Raw genomic sequence first — 14200 nt, 5'->3', positions numbered from 1 at the left:
CACCCCAGCCCTCTCCCAGAAGGAGAGGGGGCTAAGAGGCTTTAACTCCCTAGTTTCTCCAGCAACTTCTGTTGGACATTGATAATGTCTTCCCCTTCACTTGGCGTGTTGAGTGTATAGCTACCATCGCTTTGTAGTTGCCAGCTCATACAGTTATCTGTCAGATAGATATCCAGCTCGCGTTTAACTCGACTGACCAGTTTGGGATTCTCGATAGGGAAGCAGGTTTCGATTCGATTATCCAGATTGCGCTCCATCCAGTCAGCACTGGCGCAGTACACTTTGGGTGCATCATCGCTTTGAAAGTAATACACTCGGGTGTGTTCTAAAAAGCGGCCAACAATTGAGCGAACCCTTATATTTTCAGATAAGCCTGGAATACCAGGGCGAAGGCAGCAGATACCACGGATTATCAAGTCGACCTTAACCCCTACCTGAGAGGCTCTGAACAACGCCTTCATGACTTTAGTTTCGGTAAGGGCGTTTACTTTAATAATAATATGGGCTGGTTTGCCTTCTTTGGCATTATGGGCCTCTTTATAGATCAGCTCCACCAAGCTTTTTTTCAGGGTAAAGGGAGCATGTAAGAGTTTCTTCAGCTGGACTACTTTCCCCATTCCAGTGAGTTGTTGAAATATTTTATGTACATCTTCAGTTAAGCTTTTATCACAAGTTAGTAGGCTGTAGTCAGTATAGATTCGAGCATTGCCTGCGTGATAATTACCTGTGCCTAAATGCACATAACGCTGCATTTTTTTCCCTTCACGCCTCACAATAAGTAACATTTTGGCGTGAGTTTTATAGCCGACTACCCCATATACAATGACAGCTCCTGCTTCTTGAAGTCGGCTGGCTAACTGTAGGTTATCTTCTTCATCAAAGCGGGCTCTAATTTCAATCACTACTGTGATTTCTTTTCCATTTCTAGCTGCTTCAACTAAAGCATCAACCAGTTCTGAGTTTGGGCCTGTGCGATACAGGGTTTGCTTAATTGCCAGCACCTCAGGGTCTTTGGCGGCTTGCCTTACTAAGTCAACAATTGGAGTAAACGACTCAAAAGGGTGAAGCAATAAAATATCGCTGCGTCGAATCGCTTGCATCATATCTGCATTTTTTTTCTGGATAATTTTAGGAAACCCAGGGCTAAATGGTACATACAACAAGTCAGGTCGCTCTTTTGCGTTGCATATATCCATTAATCGAGTGAGGTTAACAGGCCCTTGAATCTCATAAAGCTCATCACTGGAAAGGCCAAAATGCTCCAACAAAAAAGTCGACAGCTCTTTCGGGCAATTGGCCGCTATTTCTAAGCGTACAGCATCACCATAGCGTCGAGCTAATAACTCACCTTGTAAAGCACGGGCCAAGTCTTCTACTTCTTCTGAGTCAACACTTAAGTCGCTATTACGTGTTAATCGAAACTGATAACAACCTGTAACGGTCATCCCAGGGAATAGGTCTTCAACATGATGGTGAATGATTGACGATAAAAAGATATAGTTATCACCACCATTACAGACTTCATCAGGAATTCTAATCAGCCTGGGTAAAGAGCGTGGTGCTGGGATGATGGCCATCCCTGTTTCTCGGCCAAAAGCATCTTTGCCTTCAAGAGAGACAATAAAGTTAAGGATTTTATTGGCTAATCGAGGAAACGGGTGTGCTGGGTCCAAACCAATTGGGCTAATAACAGGCATAATTTGCTGATAGTAATATTCACTTACCCAAGCGGCCTGTTTGGCATTAAGCTGACTTCGGCGCAAAAAACGAATATTTTCTTCAGCCAGGGCTGGAAGCAAGACATCATTTAAAATTTCGTATTGATGCTGCACCATTTGGTGGCAGGTACGACTGATTTCGTCTAGGGCTTGCTGTGGTTGTAAGCCATCAATACTGGACTTTTCTCTAGCAAAGGTGATTTGCTGTTTTAGCCCAGCAACTCTGATTTCAAAAAACTCATCTAGGTTACTACTGAAGATTAATAAAAATCGTAGTCGTTCCAATAAGGGGTAATTGTCATTGAGTGCTTGCTCCAATACCCTTGCATTAAACTGCAAATGGCTAAGCTCACGATTTATATAGTATTCTGGGTTAGATAAGTCGGTGACTTTTAGTGGCTCTTCACTATTTAGAGAGTCATTAACTTCAGGAGGGGCTGGCTCCTCTTTAGACTGTAGAGAGTTGTTACCTGTGGCAGGGGTTAGGCTCATAATAATCCTTGCTAATTAGCTGAAACAGACGCAGCATTTTTCTGAAATTTTATTGCATTAATATATAAATTATATGGCTAAATTAAGTTTGGTGTCTGATATGGAACAACAGCGCATTTAATACCCTGTTATCCCATATCTGCTAGTTTTCACGACCCCCTCTGAAGTGAGGGTGTTCTATTTTAGAAGTGTTACGGTTTTACTTGTTAATGTTGCTACCTAAAAGAAGTGGACGTGAGGCTATTCATTTCGTGATCCCTTTATGTAGAAGCAGCTAACAGTAACTTTTGCAAAGGGCTGGAAGCACCAAAACTATCAGCTCTACTATTCTTGCAATCAGCGATTCAGTAGTTGGGCTGCTGATTTGGCAAAATAAGTCAAAATAGCATCTGCTCCCGCGCGCTTAAAACAGGTTAATGACTCCATCATGACTGCTTCTTGATTAAGCCAGCCTTTTTCAAATGCAGCCATATGCATGGCATACTCACCACTCACTTGATAGACAAAGGTTGGCACTTTAAATTCCGTTTTGATTCGTCTAACGATATCTAAATAGGGCATGCCTGGTTTAACCATCACCATATCAGCTCCTTCAGCTAAATCGAGACCTACCTCGTGCAGTGCCTCATCAGTGTTAGCAAAATCCATTTGGTAAGTTTTTTTATCACTCTTACCTAAGTTGCTGGCAGATCCAACTGCATCGCGGAAGGGGCCATAATAATTAGAAGCATACTTGGCTGAGTAAGCCAGAATTTGGGTATTAATAAACCCTTCTTGCTCCAGTACCTGGCGAATAGCACCAACCCGCCCATCCATCATATCAGAAGGGGCGACTATATCTGCCCCTGCTTTAGCATGGGATAGGGCTTGCTTAACTAAAACCTCAATCGTTTGGTCGTTCAGAATATAACCATCTTGGTCGATAATACCATCTTGGCCATGACTGGTATAAGGATCCAATGCAACATCAGTAATGACACCTAATTCAGGAAGCTGGTCTTTTAGCGCAGTCACGGTCCGTTGAACTAACCCGTTAGGATCATAGGCAGCTTCTCCCGTTAGCGATTTACTCTCTGCACCAGGGGCAGGAAACAGAGCAATTGCTGGGATGCCTAAGGCATGTACGTCTTTTGCTTCTTTTAACAGTAAGTCAATTGAATAACGGTGAATACCCGGCATTGACTGGACTGGTTGGCAGGTGTTTTGTCCATCAATAACAAACATCGGGTAAATTAAGTCATTAACCGTAACGGTGTGCTCTTGTGTTAACTGGCGAGAAAATGCATGAGCTCTAATACGACGTGGGCGCCATGCGGGATAGTTACGTTGACTTTTCATCACAAATCACCTGATTACTGAAAAACGGTTGCAATTATATAAGAATTAAGCGCCAGTATATAGGACTGGTAAGGTGTTATTGGAGCCTGCTGCTTCGGTTATAGAAAGGTTTGATGAGTTGTGCAATGCCCTTGCAAAATTGTCGAGCGATCTTCTCCTAGTAACGTTAAGTTTTTTACATGATAAGCAAGCCCATTTTCCTTAATAGTAGTGACATGTGATAAGCGAGTAAGTTTATCACTTAAGATAAAGGTTTTTTGCTGGTTGGCTGTTACTTTTTCAACAATAGCTTCACCATTATCATCTACGGTGAAAGCACCTACATGTGTGTCGACATAAAAGAGCGTTTTGTCTTTTAATAAGGGGATAAATTGCTGGTTTTCGATAAGTGTTGTAAAGCGACATTCATAAAGCATTGGGTCTGCACTGCAACTGGTACACACTATGAATAAGGTTAATGGCAAAGTGAGGAGTTGCATTGTTAATTCAACACAATCATTAGTTAATTATTTATAACTATAGTGCGCTTTATTCTCTTCGGGAGTAGAGATTTTGGTCATTTTTCAATATAAAGAAATCGTGATAAAGTAAACACTTGACTGAACGCATTGTTAACAAAATAACCAATAAATAAAATGGATTTTTTACAATCAAAGCTGCTGTAAACCAAGCTTTGAAAAATCAAAATCTGTGAAAAGCTTTAGTTTGTAAAAATAGTGTTTTTAAAAACTAAAACCTTTAAAAGCAAGTCTGATGAGGTGAGGAGAAGCGAGTGAAACGAGCGGTTCTATTAGTCTTAGTTGGTATGTTATTACCTGGTATATCTGCTGCCGCAGGAGATCCAGCCAAAGGGAAAGCAAAAGCTGCCGTGTGTGCGGCTTGCCATGGAAAAAATGGCGTGGCGATGGTGCCCATTTATCCCAATCTAGCAGGGCAAAATCAGGCTTACCTGGAAAGTTCACTGAAAGCCTACCGAGCCAAACAGCGACAAGGAGGGCAAGCTGTTGTTATGCAAGCTCAAGCGGCTAACTTGTCTGATGAAGATATTGCAAATTTATCGGCATACTATAGCAACTTAAAGTAATGTACATCTCACTTTAAACGCCTCTAGTCCGAATTTTTTTCGTACTCCTTCGAGAAGGATTTTTGGGCTAGGGAGATATTGTTAAGCTGATTATTCACTTTTTACTAAATTAAATTGAGCAATTAGCCGTTGTAAGCGAGGACGAGAAATTCCTAAAATTTCACATGCATGCCCTTTATGCCAATTAGTATAGTGTAGTACTTTGGCTACATGTTTTTTTTCCATTTCTTTTAAGCTATATATTGCTTGCTTATTTGACTCAGCTTGTGTATCTCTGTTGGGAGTCATATTTAGCTTAGTGGGGTGTTGGGCAATGTTATCGGGTAAGTCTGCAAGAGTAATGATTTCTCCACAACATAAAGCTGCTGCCTTGGTAAGTGTGTTTTCAAGCTCGCGAATGTTTCCTGGCCAATCATATTGATAAAGCTTATCCATTACTCCCACAGCAACTTTGTTCACTTGACGGCCTAGCATTTTGCTTGCTTTGGAGAGTAAAAAGCTAACTAATTCTGGTAAATCTGATTTGCGTTGGCGAAGAGGGGGGAGGTGAATGTTTACAACCTGTAGCCGATAGTAAAGGTCTTTTCGAAATTGCTTTTTCTCAATAGCATGTTCTAAGTCCGCATTAGTTGCATTAATAATACGAGAATTGATGCTAATAGAGTCTTGGGAGCCTAAAGGGTTTACTTGTTGTTCTTGTAAAACACGTAACAACTTTGCTTGAATAATAGGAGATAGCTCCCCAATTTCATCAAGAAATAATGTGCCATTATGGGCTAATTGAAATTTTCCTGCTTGATCAGCAACTGCACCAGTAAAAGCCCCTTTTTTATAACCAAAAAGCTCAGCTTCTAATAAACTGTCAACTAATGCAGCACAATTTATTGCTATAAAAGGCTTATTATGTCGATCACTAGCATGATGAATGGTTTTTGCTACCATTTCTTTTCCTGTACCACTTTCTCCTGTAATCATGATTGTTGCACAAGTATTAGCAACTTTACCGATTGTTTTAAAGATTTTACGCATAGATGGACTGGAACCAACAATAGTTGGTTGAATAACAGTTGGAATTACTAGGTTTTTATCAATGCAAGACTTTTGATAATTAATAGCTTGCTGAATGGCTCTATCTAACTCAAATATATCTATAGGTTTGTAAATATATTCGTCTGCTCCTCTTTGCATCGCAACAATAGTGCTTTGCATATCATGAAAAGCAGTCATTATAATAATTCGGCAGTTACTCCATTGAAGTTTGAACTTAGGAATAGCCTCTAAACCATTAATGCCGGGCATGCAAATATCAAGTAAAATAACATCTGGTACATTTGCGATTGATAAAGCTTCTTCCACATTACCTGCTAGGGTTGTTTGGTAATGTTGACTTAAATGCAGTTCCAAGGTGCGGCGGATGGCTAGGTCATCATCAACAATAAGAAGGTGCGTCATTGTTCGATTGCTATCGCTTCAGGTAATTCATAGGTGCTAAACTGTTTATTTACTCGTGTATAATCGATTGGTAAGTATAGTATTGCTCGAGTACCTAGGGGCTGTATAGGCTCAAGCGTTATTGAACCTTGGTGTTGTAATGTTAATTGGTTCACGATAGCTAGGCCAAGCCCTGTGCCTTTATTTTTAGTTGTATAAAATGGCTGAAAAACTTTGTTAAGGTCTGCTTCTCTGATGGTTTCACCATTATTTTCGATTACTATTTGTAAAAAATGATTAGAGTTATTAACTTCTTTGGTTGCTGTGATAGTAACATTTCGTTTGGTTGTTGGTAGTATATAAGTCGCTTGGATAGCATTGACAAGTAAATTTTGTAAAATACGACGAAGCTTGGTTGCATCTGCAAAAATATGTGGTGAGTTACTCTCAATATTTAATGAAATAGTAGCATGGCTTTCTTTTATTAGTTTGCTCTGGCAAGAAAGGGTACTTTCAATTATTTGCTTTATTGAGGTCCATTCAGGGGTAAGTTTTTCAGGTCTACTAAATGATAATAAATCATCTAAGGTTTTTTCCATGTAACTTATTTGCTCAAGAGCAATCGAAAATAACTCGTTAGCTTTATTTTCTTGTTTAACATAGTGGTGCTGGCTCATTTGCAATGCCATCTTAATGGAGCAAAGTGGGTTTCGTAAATCATGAGCAATTGTTGTAGATGCTTGACCAATCGCGGCTAATTTTTCACTGGTTTGTCTTTTTTGACTCTCTTGTTGTACTTGCTTGGCAAGCCTTTTTTCTTCATTAATATCTTGTAGTAGAACTGAAATATATAGTACTTGATCTTGTTCTTTAATTGTTGAAATGGCTAGCCGAACCCATTGGGATTGAGCTGAGTGCTTTTTGTCTAATTTGACTTCTCCTGTCCAGTGTTGGTTTTCATGTAAGCTATGAAAAATAGTTTCTTTTAAATTTGGATCAAGCTCAGAATTAAATAGTTGAGCTGGTTGATTAAGAATATCTGTTATTGGTTCTTTAATCATGTTGATATATGTATCATTAGCGTAAACAACGACACCCTTTGGGTCTGTTAATATTACACCAAAAGAACTTTGATCTACGACATGACTCAATCTTAGTAGCTGATCTTCATTAATTACTTGGGCAGTTATATCTTCACCTACTAATGTTACTGAATGAGTATGGTGAGTTAGAGCTGGGCTGTAGGTAATAGTTAAGTTAACAATTTTTACTGAATCATCACTACACTTTAGTAAGGTTGTATAATGACGAAAACTTTGCTGCTGAAAAAAAGCTTGGTTAATTTTATTTTGTAATTGATGGCGTAGTTTTTCAGGTATGCAAATTTTCATAAACGGTTTATTAACTAATTGATCTTTATTGAACTTAGTCAAAGATAAGAAGAAATCATTACAAAACTCAATGTCTCCATTTTGGTTGAGAGTAATTGCAGCCAGTTGAATTTTTTTTAGAACCTGGCGATAGCTTTCTGCATATTGATGTAAGGTTTGAATTTGTCTGTTTTTCTGGTGAAAATAGGCAAAAAGAGAAGAAGCAAAGAAAACAAGTATGCCGATAACGGTATATAGAGGAATTAAGTACCATAGTTGGGCGTAGCTCATTTTTATAGTGCTTGAAACTATCCATAAAGGTGGAACTTGATGCTGTTTAAATAGTGGAGGATTAATCTGACTGTAGGTATATAGGGTATTTTCACTGTAGTAGTGGCCTGAATTTTTTTTAAGCATAGTTTGCCATAGCTTTGGCTTTTCCTGGTTGAAATAAGCTTTTGTTTGTATCAGTTTTGACTGATTAGACTTATCTGTTGGGGGAGCAGTTAGCGATATTGGGGATATGGCAGAGTAGCCTGAATTGTTTATTAAAAAAACTTTACTGTGGTTTTGTGAGTAAGTGGCTTTACCATATAACTGGTTGATGAGGCTGTGTGCATGATAATTGATAGCAACGGCTCCCATAAACTGAGAGTTTTGGTAAATAGGCTTAACAATACGAATTGTAGCTTTTAAAGGGTATTCCAGTTTGCCTCCTTCCATATTCCAGTCTAATGGTGAGATATAAACAGAGTCCTTACTTATATATTTTACTGCTTTAAAATAGTATCTGTTACTTTTATCTTGTAGTTTTTTTTCTTCGACAATGATAGGTGAGCTTTGTTTGTTATTTATCCTGATTAGCTCCCTGCCGTCACTGCTTATAAAGCGAACCTGGTCGTAGAATTGTCTTGTTTTGATTAGCCTGCTGACAAAATTAACAATACGATTTTTAATTGAAGTGGCTGATCTAGATGTTATTTTTTTAAGTTTATGATCATTTATGTAAGAGGTGATTAATTCAACATCATTAATCATTAAGCTGATTCTTTCTTTTATCAGGTATTTTGCATGCAAAATTTTATTTTGCTCGTTAGCCTCAAGCGCGGATCTGTTTTGATATACTAAAAAATAGCAGTGAATAATAGCTATTGTTAAAATAGCTATGAAACCTGGAATAAAATATATAAAGAGCAGCTTTATATAGTTGGACTGATACTGTGAATGCTGAATTGCCATTTATATATCCTGCTATAGTATATTTGTAACTAACTGTCTTCATCAGATATACGTGATATATAAGCAGCGATAGATTGTATATCATTACGTGATAATTTGGCTGCAATTTCGAACATAGGAGACTCGGGCCTATAGTTTTTATTGTTTTTAAACTCTAATAGGGTGTCTTTAATATATTTTTCATTTTGTTTAGCTAGTGAGGGTATGTTTTTATTACCTTTGGCATTTTTTCCATGACAAATAAAGCATGCGGTGTTAAATATTTTTTCTCCCCGGCTGCTTAATGATGATTCTTTTTTATGCTTGTTTCTTATATCTGATTTTGAGTAATATATAGCAATATCAACCTTGTCTTCTAATGATAGCTCAGCTGATATTTTGTTCATTGTTAGACTTTTTCGTTTATTTAGTGAGTAGTTTATAAGTTGGGTAATAGTATATTCAGGGTTTTGTGAAGCAAGGTTGGGTATATATTCTTTTTGACTATTGCCATCAATTCCATGACAATAAGTGCATATAAATACTTTATCTTTGGCTGAGCTTAACGACTTTTCTAAAGCAGTAGGGTCAGAAAGTTTGCTTTTTAATAAGTCGTTAAACTGCTCGTTATTAGCACTTGTTGATTGAATATATAATAAAGCTAATGCAATAACAGGTAATTTTATCATAAAGCCCGCCTTTTCATCCGTTGAAAGTTTTAATCCATTTTATGATTTTTAGGCAGTAACGGCGCTTTGATCAGATAGATTATCAGCTCCTCTCCTTTTGACATTAAATATTAGGGCAACTAGTACAGCAAAGGTAAATGATAGTGCTAGCGCTGAAAAATATAATAAAGTAGTTGAGTTAGATGACTCTACAATTGGTGCTACCTTTGCCTTCTTTACCAGCCAAATAGTTGAATAAGACTTGTTGTTTATATTGCCAAATGAAACTTTTTCATATTGATAACTATGACTAGCACCCTTAAAAGTACCTTTCGTATTTTCTTGCATGACACTCCATAGATCAGGATGTTTCTGATTGAAGAGGTGGTCAGAATCTAATAAGTTGGCTGCATCTGGATCAAAAGCAGTGACACCATCTTGGCTGATCACTAAGTATTCTTCTCCTGCTACAGTGTTGTTTAAACTGCCAACTAGACCAGCAGCTAAATAGTTTATCAGTAATACACCCTGACTACTGGAAGTAAGATCAAGCTTTATTGGTATACCGATACGTATTGTTGCTTTTAAAGGTAGTTCTACAGAGTCTGCTTCAATGTTCCAGTCTAGTTTTGATATATAAAACTTATCGGGAGGACTTGAGTAAATATCTGTAAAATAATAGCGGTTTGACTTATCTTGTAGTTTGTCATCAGTTACTTTGATAGCACCATCACCACTTTTATTTAGACGTAATATTTCTTTCCCTTTTGAGTTTAATAGTCTGATTTGGTCATAGTACTTTCTGGTTTCAATCATTGATTCAAATAGTTTGATAACCGAATTCTCTTTTTCAATATGAGGATTGCTGGTAGTGCTTTGAATAAGGCTTGAAATGATACGTATATCTTGTTTTATATTATTTATACGATCTGAAAGTGCAACTTTTACGTAAGAAAAATCACTGGAAGTATCATTTTTTTTAGGAGTTTTCTTGCTAAGAAGGTTGTTACTTATTGTAATAATGACAGCAGCAACTATAAGATGTGAACAAAATATTATTGCTAATAATTTTGTAAAGCTTGGCTTCTGTGTATGCTTTTTTTTCTTCATCTTTGCGCTCCATGCAAACTTGAGTTGTGTTTCCATTCAACTCTTGTAAAGCTATCACCCTGCTTTTTTGGGTGAGTGTTTAGAATAATTTTAGCTTAAATTTCGCTGTGGTGTGCTAGTAATCAACTGTCAAGAGTAATCAACGGTTATGGCTATACCTAATTTGAGGCATGATCATCAACTGATGATGACCATATAAGCCTATAAGTAATAGATGAGTGGAGTTATTGTTAAATATTTCATATATTAACTTTCATCCATATTTTTTAAGAATGAAGATAGCAAAATATAAAAAGTATTTTTGAAATGCTACGCTTGTTAGCTTTGAGGTGCTGCTTTTAATTCTTTTTTGTTGGTTGCTATTGAAATTGTTTGGTTTTTAGTCTTCATGTAATGTGTAAATCTCCATTATAACCTATCAATAAGCCAATAATAGGTAGACAAATAGAAACATGGAATCGATACAGACCATTATATTCCATTTCAAAAGCAGTAAGCTTGGGCTGAAGTGGCTTAGGAATGTTTATACCAAAGATAGATGTCTTTACTACGTTATATATGAGTTTGTTATTTGTTACGTTTAATTTTAGTAGTAACTTAATTGGTCCGAGGTTTTCAATTAAATAATCTCCCTGTAACTTAAAACTACTTTCCATAATATGATTTTCAAAATGTCTTTGCCACTTCATGATATCTTCATTATGACTACCATAAACCTTTAAATTACAGTTTGAGTTGGCTGGGGGCATTTTAATTATATTGGCAAGAAAATTGGCTAGCAGGTTTCCACGCTTGACAGTAACTGATCCCTGTAAGTATATGTCTCCGCTATGAGCTTGTTGTAACAATGGGGGTAAATCTTTAAAAGACTCCCCGAGATGCTTATGTATGATATTTTTTTGCATAATATGGTAAATTTTAGTGCTATAGCTATTAGCTTTTAGACTAATAGCTGTAGAAAGTGTGAAATGATAATTTATGCAACGTTAGTGGTTAGTAAGCTCCGGCACTACTATCTGGTTTACCTGAAAAAACTTTATAACTGTATACTGTATAGGCAAGTACAACAGGTAGTAAAATTGCCACACCAACTAAAGCAAATTGTAAACTATTTTCATTGCCCATTGCCTGCCAGATAGTTAGTTTTCCAGGAATGATGTAGGGAAAAACTAAGTTCAATAATCCTAAATATAATATAAATAAGTAGCTGCAAAACAATAAAAATGCTTGTTTAGATGAGTTTTGCATACTGCTATTACTTTTTATTGTAAGAAAACCAAACAGGCCAACTACCATAAGAATCATCCATTTGTAGCTAATGACAGAAAGTACAAATGTTGTATCTGTCCATGAAAAGTTACCAAAAAAACTATATACCACAATTAAGCTAAGCAGGCTGAATAAACCGATCATTTTATTTGCAATACGATTACATTTTTTCTCTAACATAGGTTCAGTATTAATTTGTAACCATAAGCTGCCAAGTGAGCAATAAGCGATAGTGATTAGTGCTCCCATAGCCAGAGAGAAAGGATGTAACCATAAAGGAGTCAGCTGTTCATTATTTACTTGTAAACCCAGTAATACTGAACCTAAAATTGTACCTTGACTAAATGCTGCTATAGTAGATCCAGCAAAAAAACTAAAATCCCACCAGACTTTGCTACTATCTGCTTTAAAGCGATACTCAAACACTACACCACGAAAAATTAAAGCAAACAGCATTAGAAATACTGGTATATATAAAGTACCTAATACTTGGCTATAGACTTTGGGGAATGCAACCAGCAGACAAACACCAGCGAATACCATCCAGGTTTCATTTCCATCCCATACGTGTTTGATAGAATGTAGAGCGGTCATTCTTTCTTGCTTATTAAGCCAGGGGTAAAGTATACCGATACCAAGATCAAAACCGTCTAGAATAGCGTAAACAAAAATCCCGAAAACGATAACTAACAACCATACTACTGCTAAGTCCATAAAGATTTACCTTTAGTATTAAATAAAACAAGTGCAGTCAATTTCATGATTTTTTGCTGTATAAAGTAGTAGGTATTTTTCCTCCACTCTTGAAGTGCGATCCTTGCCCCATTAAGAGTTAACAAGGCATCCTTGTCTTAGCTACAGAATACCCTACTACCTCATACAATATATTAATGTTATAGCTAAAGTTTTTTCATGCTGGCTTAACTTGCTTTGTATTACTGTTTACTGCATTTGTTATGTTTTCTGAATTAGTTGTTGAATTAATAGTCTCAGGTCCTTGGCGGATTAGTTTCTTGAAGAAGTGCAGGTAAACACCAAATAATAAGGTATAAACAACCACGAAGCCAATTAAACTGATGAGAACTCGTTCGGCAGGCAAAGGGGTGACTAAGTCACTGGTACGGAATAAACCTTGAATTAACCAGGGTTGCCGGCCGACTTCAACTACATACCAGCCGGATAAAGTTGCGATGAAGCCTAGTGGTGCTGACCATTTCAGTGTTTTTAAATAATAAGTGTTATTAAACAGAGTACCTTTTTTAGCCAGCCATAGGCCCAGGTAAGCCATAGCGAGCAAGAATATACCTATCCCTATCATTAGGCGAAAACTATAAAAAACTACTGCAACGGGTGGGCGTTCATTTTCTGGTACGGCATTTAAGCCTTGCACGGTACCATCAGCGTCGTGAGTTAAAATCAAGCTTGCTAGTTTGGGAATAACAATTTCAAAGTCATTTTTCGCTTGTTGTTGGTCTGGGATAGCAAACAGTCGGAGGCCAGCTCCCTGTTCAGTTTCCCAGATACCTTCCATTGCAGCCACTTTTACGGGTTGATGTTCTAAAGTATTAAGGCCATGGAGGTCACCTACAAATGCCTGAATTGGAGTCAGCACAACCAGACCTGCCACCGCTATCCCTAAGCTTTTTTTGGCAAATTGCTGGTGCCGTTTTTTTAATAAGTAATAACTGGAAACACTTGCTATCACCACTAATGTAGTAATAAAGCTAGCAAGGAGCATATGGGCAAAGCGGTAAGGAAATGAAGGGTTAAAAATTACCTCGAGCCAGCTAGTGACTAAAATCTGGTCATTTTCGATAATGACGCCAGCGGGTGTATGCATCCATGAGTTAGCGGCTAGAATCCAAAATGCAGATAAAATGGTACCAACAGCTACGATTACTGATGCACCAAAATGAATTTTTTCGCTTACTCTATTCCAGCCAAATAGCATAATGCCTAAAAAACCTGCTTCTAAGAAAAAGGCGGTGAGTACTTCATAGTTGAGCAAAGGACCTATGACGGGTGAAGCGATCTCAGAAAATTTATTAAAGTTGGTGCCAAACTGATAAGAAAGCACCAAACCAGATACGACCCCCATACCGAAGGTAATAGCAAAAGGCTTAATCCAGAATTTAGCTTGTTGTAGATAAATGGGTTGGCGAAGTTTTAACCATAACCCCTCCATAATGGCAATATAACAAGCTAGCCCAATAGAAAGCGTGGGAAAAATAATATGGAAACTGATAGTTAATGCAAATTGAATACGGGAGAGTATGGCGGGGTCAAATTCCATAATACCGCCCCCTAATTAGCATTACGCTGATTGTGAGCCAATTGAACTAATCCAGGAAGCAACGCTATAGTTATGATCAGCCCAACAGATAGTAAGTCCATCATAAGAACGCTATTATTCATTTCAGCCTACCTCTCAACATGCTTTATTGATTACAACTATTTGTACTTGTTACATTGCAAAGCACTACAAAGAACATGCCAGCTTTA

At 37.4% G+C, this 14200-nt stretch carries 11 protein-coding genes; 1 reads left to right on the top strand and 10 read right to left on the bottom strand.

The features are described from left to right. Positions 1 to 41: 41 nt before the first annotated feature. The 3 genes from ppk1 to ORQ98_RS05475 all read right to left on the bottom strand — a co-directional run bounded on the left by ppk1 (position 42) and on the right by ORQ98_RS05475 (position 3964). A complete protein-coding gene (gene ppk1 / locus ORQ98_RS05485; protein ID WP_274687777.1) occupies positions 42 to 2210 on the bottom strand; it encodes a polyphosphate kinase 1 in 2169 nt (722 codons plus the stop codon). Between the two features lie 336 nt (positions 2211 to 2546). Beyond that, positions 2547 to 3548 (bottom strand): porphobilinogen synthase, encoded by a 1002-nt coding sequence (gene hemB, locus ORQ98_RS05480; RefSeq protein ID WP_274687776.1) that lies wholly within the window; start codon positions 3546 to 3548, stop codon positions 2547 to 2549. 98 nt (positions 3549 to 3646) lie between these two features. Then, a complete protein-coding gene (locus ORQ98_RS05475) occupies positions 3647 to 3964 on the bottom strand; it encodes a hypothetical protein (RefSeq protein WP_274687775.1) in 318 nt (105 codons plus the stop codon). A gap of 356 nt (positions 3965 to 4320) precedes the next feature. Between ORQ98_RS05475 and ORQ98_RS05470 the strand changes: the two genes are divergently transcribed. Next, positions 4321 to 4632, top strand: a complete 312-nt coding sequence (locus ORQ98_RS05470) for a c-type cytochrome (protein ID WP_342455183.1) — start codon at positions 4321 to 4323, stop codon at positions 4630 to 4632. 90 nt (positions 4633 to 4722) lie between these two features. On the opposite strand, the gene ORQ98_RS05465 is transcribed toward ORQ98_RS05470, so the two are convergent. The 7 genes from ORQ98_RS05465 to ORQ98_RS05435 all read right to left on the bottom strand — a co-directional run bounded on the left by ORQ98_RS05465 (position 4723) and on the right by ORQ98_RS05435 (position 13991). Continuing rightward, on the bottom strand, positions 4723 to 6084 hold the full coding sequence (locus ORQ98_RS05465) for a sigma-54-dependent transcriptional regulator (RefSeq protein WP_274687774.1): 1362 nt from the start codon (positions 6082 to 6084) through the stop codon (positions 4723 to 4725). Beyond that, positions 6081 to 8471 (bottom strand): PAS domain-containing sensor histidine kinase, encoded by a 2391-nt coding sequence (locus ORQ98_RS05460; protein ID WP_274687773.1) that lies wholly within the window; start codon positions 8469 to 8471, stop codon positions 6081 to 6083. Before ORQ98_RS05460 ends, ORQ98_RS05465 begins: the two co-directional genes overlap by 4 nt. A gap of 230 nt (positions 8472 to 8701) precedes the next feature. Beyond that, positions 8702 to 9340, bottom strand: a complete 639-nt coding sequence (locus tag ORQ98_RS05455; protein ID WP_274687772.1) for a c-type cytochrome — start codon at positions 9338 to 9340, stop codon at positions 8702 to 8704. Positions 9341 to 9388: 48 nt separating this feature from the next. Next, positions 9389 to 10465: a hypothetical protein gene (locus ORQ98_RS05450; protein WP_274687771.1), complete on the bottom strand. Its 1077-nt coding sequence runs from the start codon at positions 10463 to 10465 to the stop codon at positions 9389 to 9391. A 350-nt stretch (positions 10466 to 10815) separates the two neighbouring features. Continuing rightward, positions 10816 to 11334, bottom strand: coding sequence for a DUF4166 domain-containing protein (locus ORQ98_RS05445; protein WP_274687770.1), 519 nt, complete (start codon positions 11332 to 11334; stop codon positions 10816 to 10818). An 88-nt stretch (positions 11335 to 11422) separates the two neighbouring features. Next, complete coding sequence (cydB, locus tag ORQ98_RS05440) at positions 11423 to 12412, bottom strand: cytochrome d ubiquinol oxidase subunit II (protein ID WP_274687769.1); 990 nt, start codon at positions 12410 to 12412, stop codon at positions 11423 to 11425. Between the two features lie 196 nt (positions 12413 to 12608). Beyond that, on the bottom strand, positions 12609 to 13991 hold the full coding sequence (locus ORQ98_RS05435; RefSeq protein WP_274687768.1) for a cytochrome ubiquinol oxidase subunit I: 1383 nt from the start codon (positions 13989 to 13991) through the stop codon (positions 12609 to 12611). Positions 13992 to 14200 lie beyond the last annotated feature (209 nt).

This window comes from Spartinivicinus poritis, from assembly GCF_028858535.1.
Lineage (GTDB): Bacteria > Pseudomonadota > Gammaproteobacteria > Pseudomonadales > Zooshikellaceae > Spartinivicinus > Spartinivicinus poritis.
This window is presented reverse-complemented; position numbering and strand designations above follow the sequence as displayed.

Coding starts and splice junctions, on each gene's coding strand:
- ppk1 (WP_274687777.1), bottom strand. CDS start 2,210: ATGAGCCTAACCCCTGCCACAGGTAACAACTCTCTACAGTCTAAAGAG.
- hemB (WP_274687776.1), bottom strand. CDS start 3,548: ATGAAAAGTCAACGTAACTATCCCGCATGGCGCCCACGTCGTATTAGA.
- ORQ98_RS05475 (WP_274687775.1), bottom strand. CDS start 3,964: ATGCTTTATGAATGTCGCTTTACAACACTTATCGAAAACCAGCAATTT.
- ORQ98_RS05465 (WP_274687774.1), bottom strand. CDS start 6,084: ATGACGCACCTTCTTATTGTTGATGATGACCTAGCCATCCGCCGCACC.
- ORQ98_RS05460 (WP_274687773.1), bottom strand. CDS start 8,471: ATGATTAATGATGTTGAATTAATCACCTCTTACATAAATGATCATAAA.
- ORQ98_RS05455 (WP_274687772.1), bottom strand. CDS start 9,340: ATGATAAAATTACCTGTTATTGCATTAGCTTTATTATATATTCAATCA.
- ORQ98_RS05450 (WP_274687771.1), bottom strand. CDS start 10,465: ATGGAAACACAACTCAAGTTTGCATGGAGCGCAAAGATGAAGAAAAAA.
- ORQ98_RS05445 (WP_274687770.1), bottom strand. CDS start 11,334: ATGCAAAAAAATATCATACATAAGCATCTCGGGGAGTCTTTTAAAGAT.
- cydB (WP_274687769.1), bottom strand. CDS start 12,412: ATGGACTTAGCAGTAGTATGGTTGTTAGTTATCGTTTTCGGGATTTTT.
- ORQ98_RS05435 (WP_274687768.1), bottom strand. CDS start 13,991: ATGGAATTTGACCCCGCCATACTCTCCCGTATTCAATTTGCATTAACT.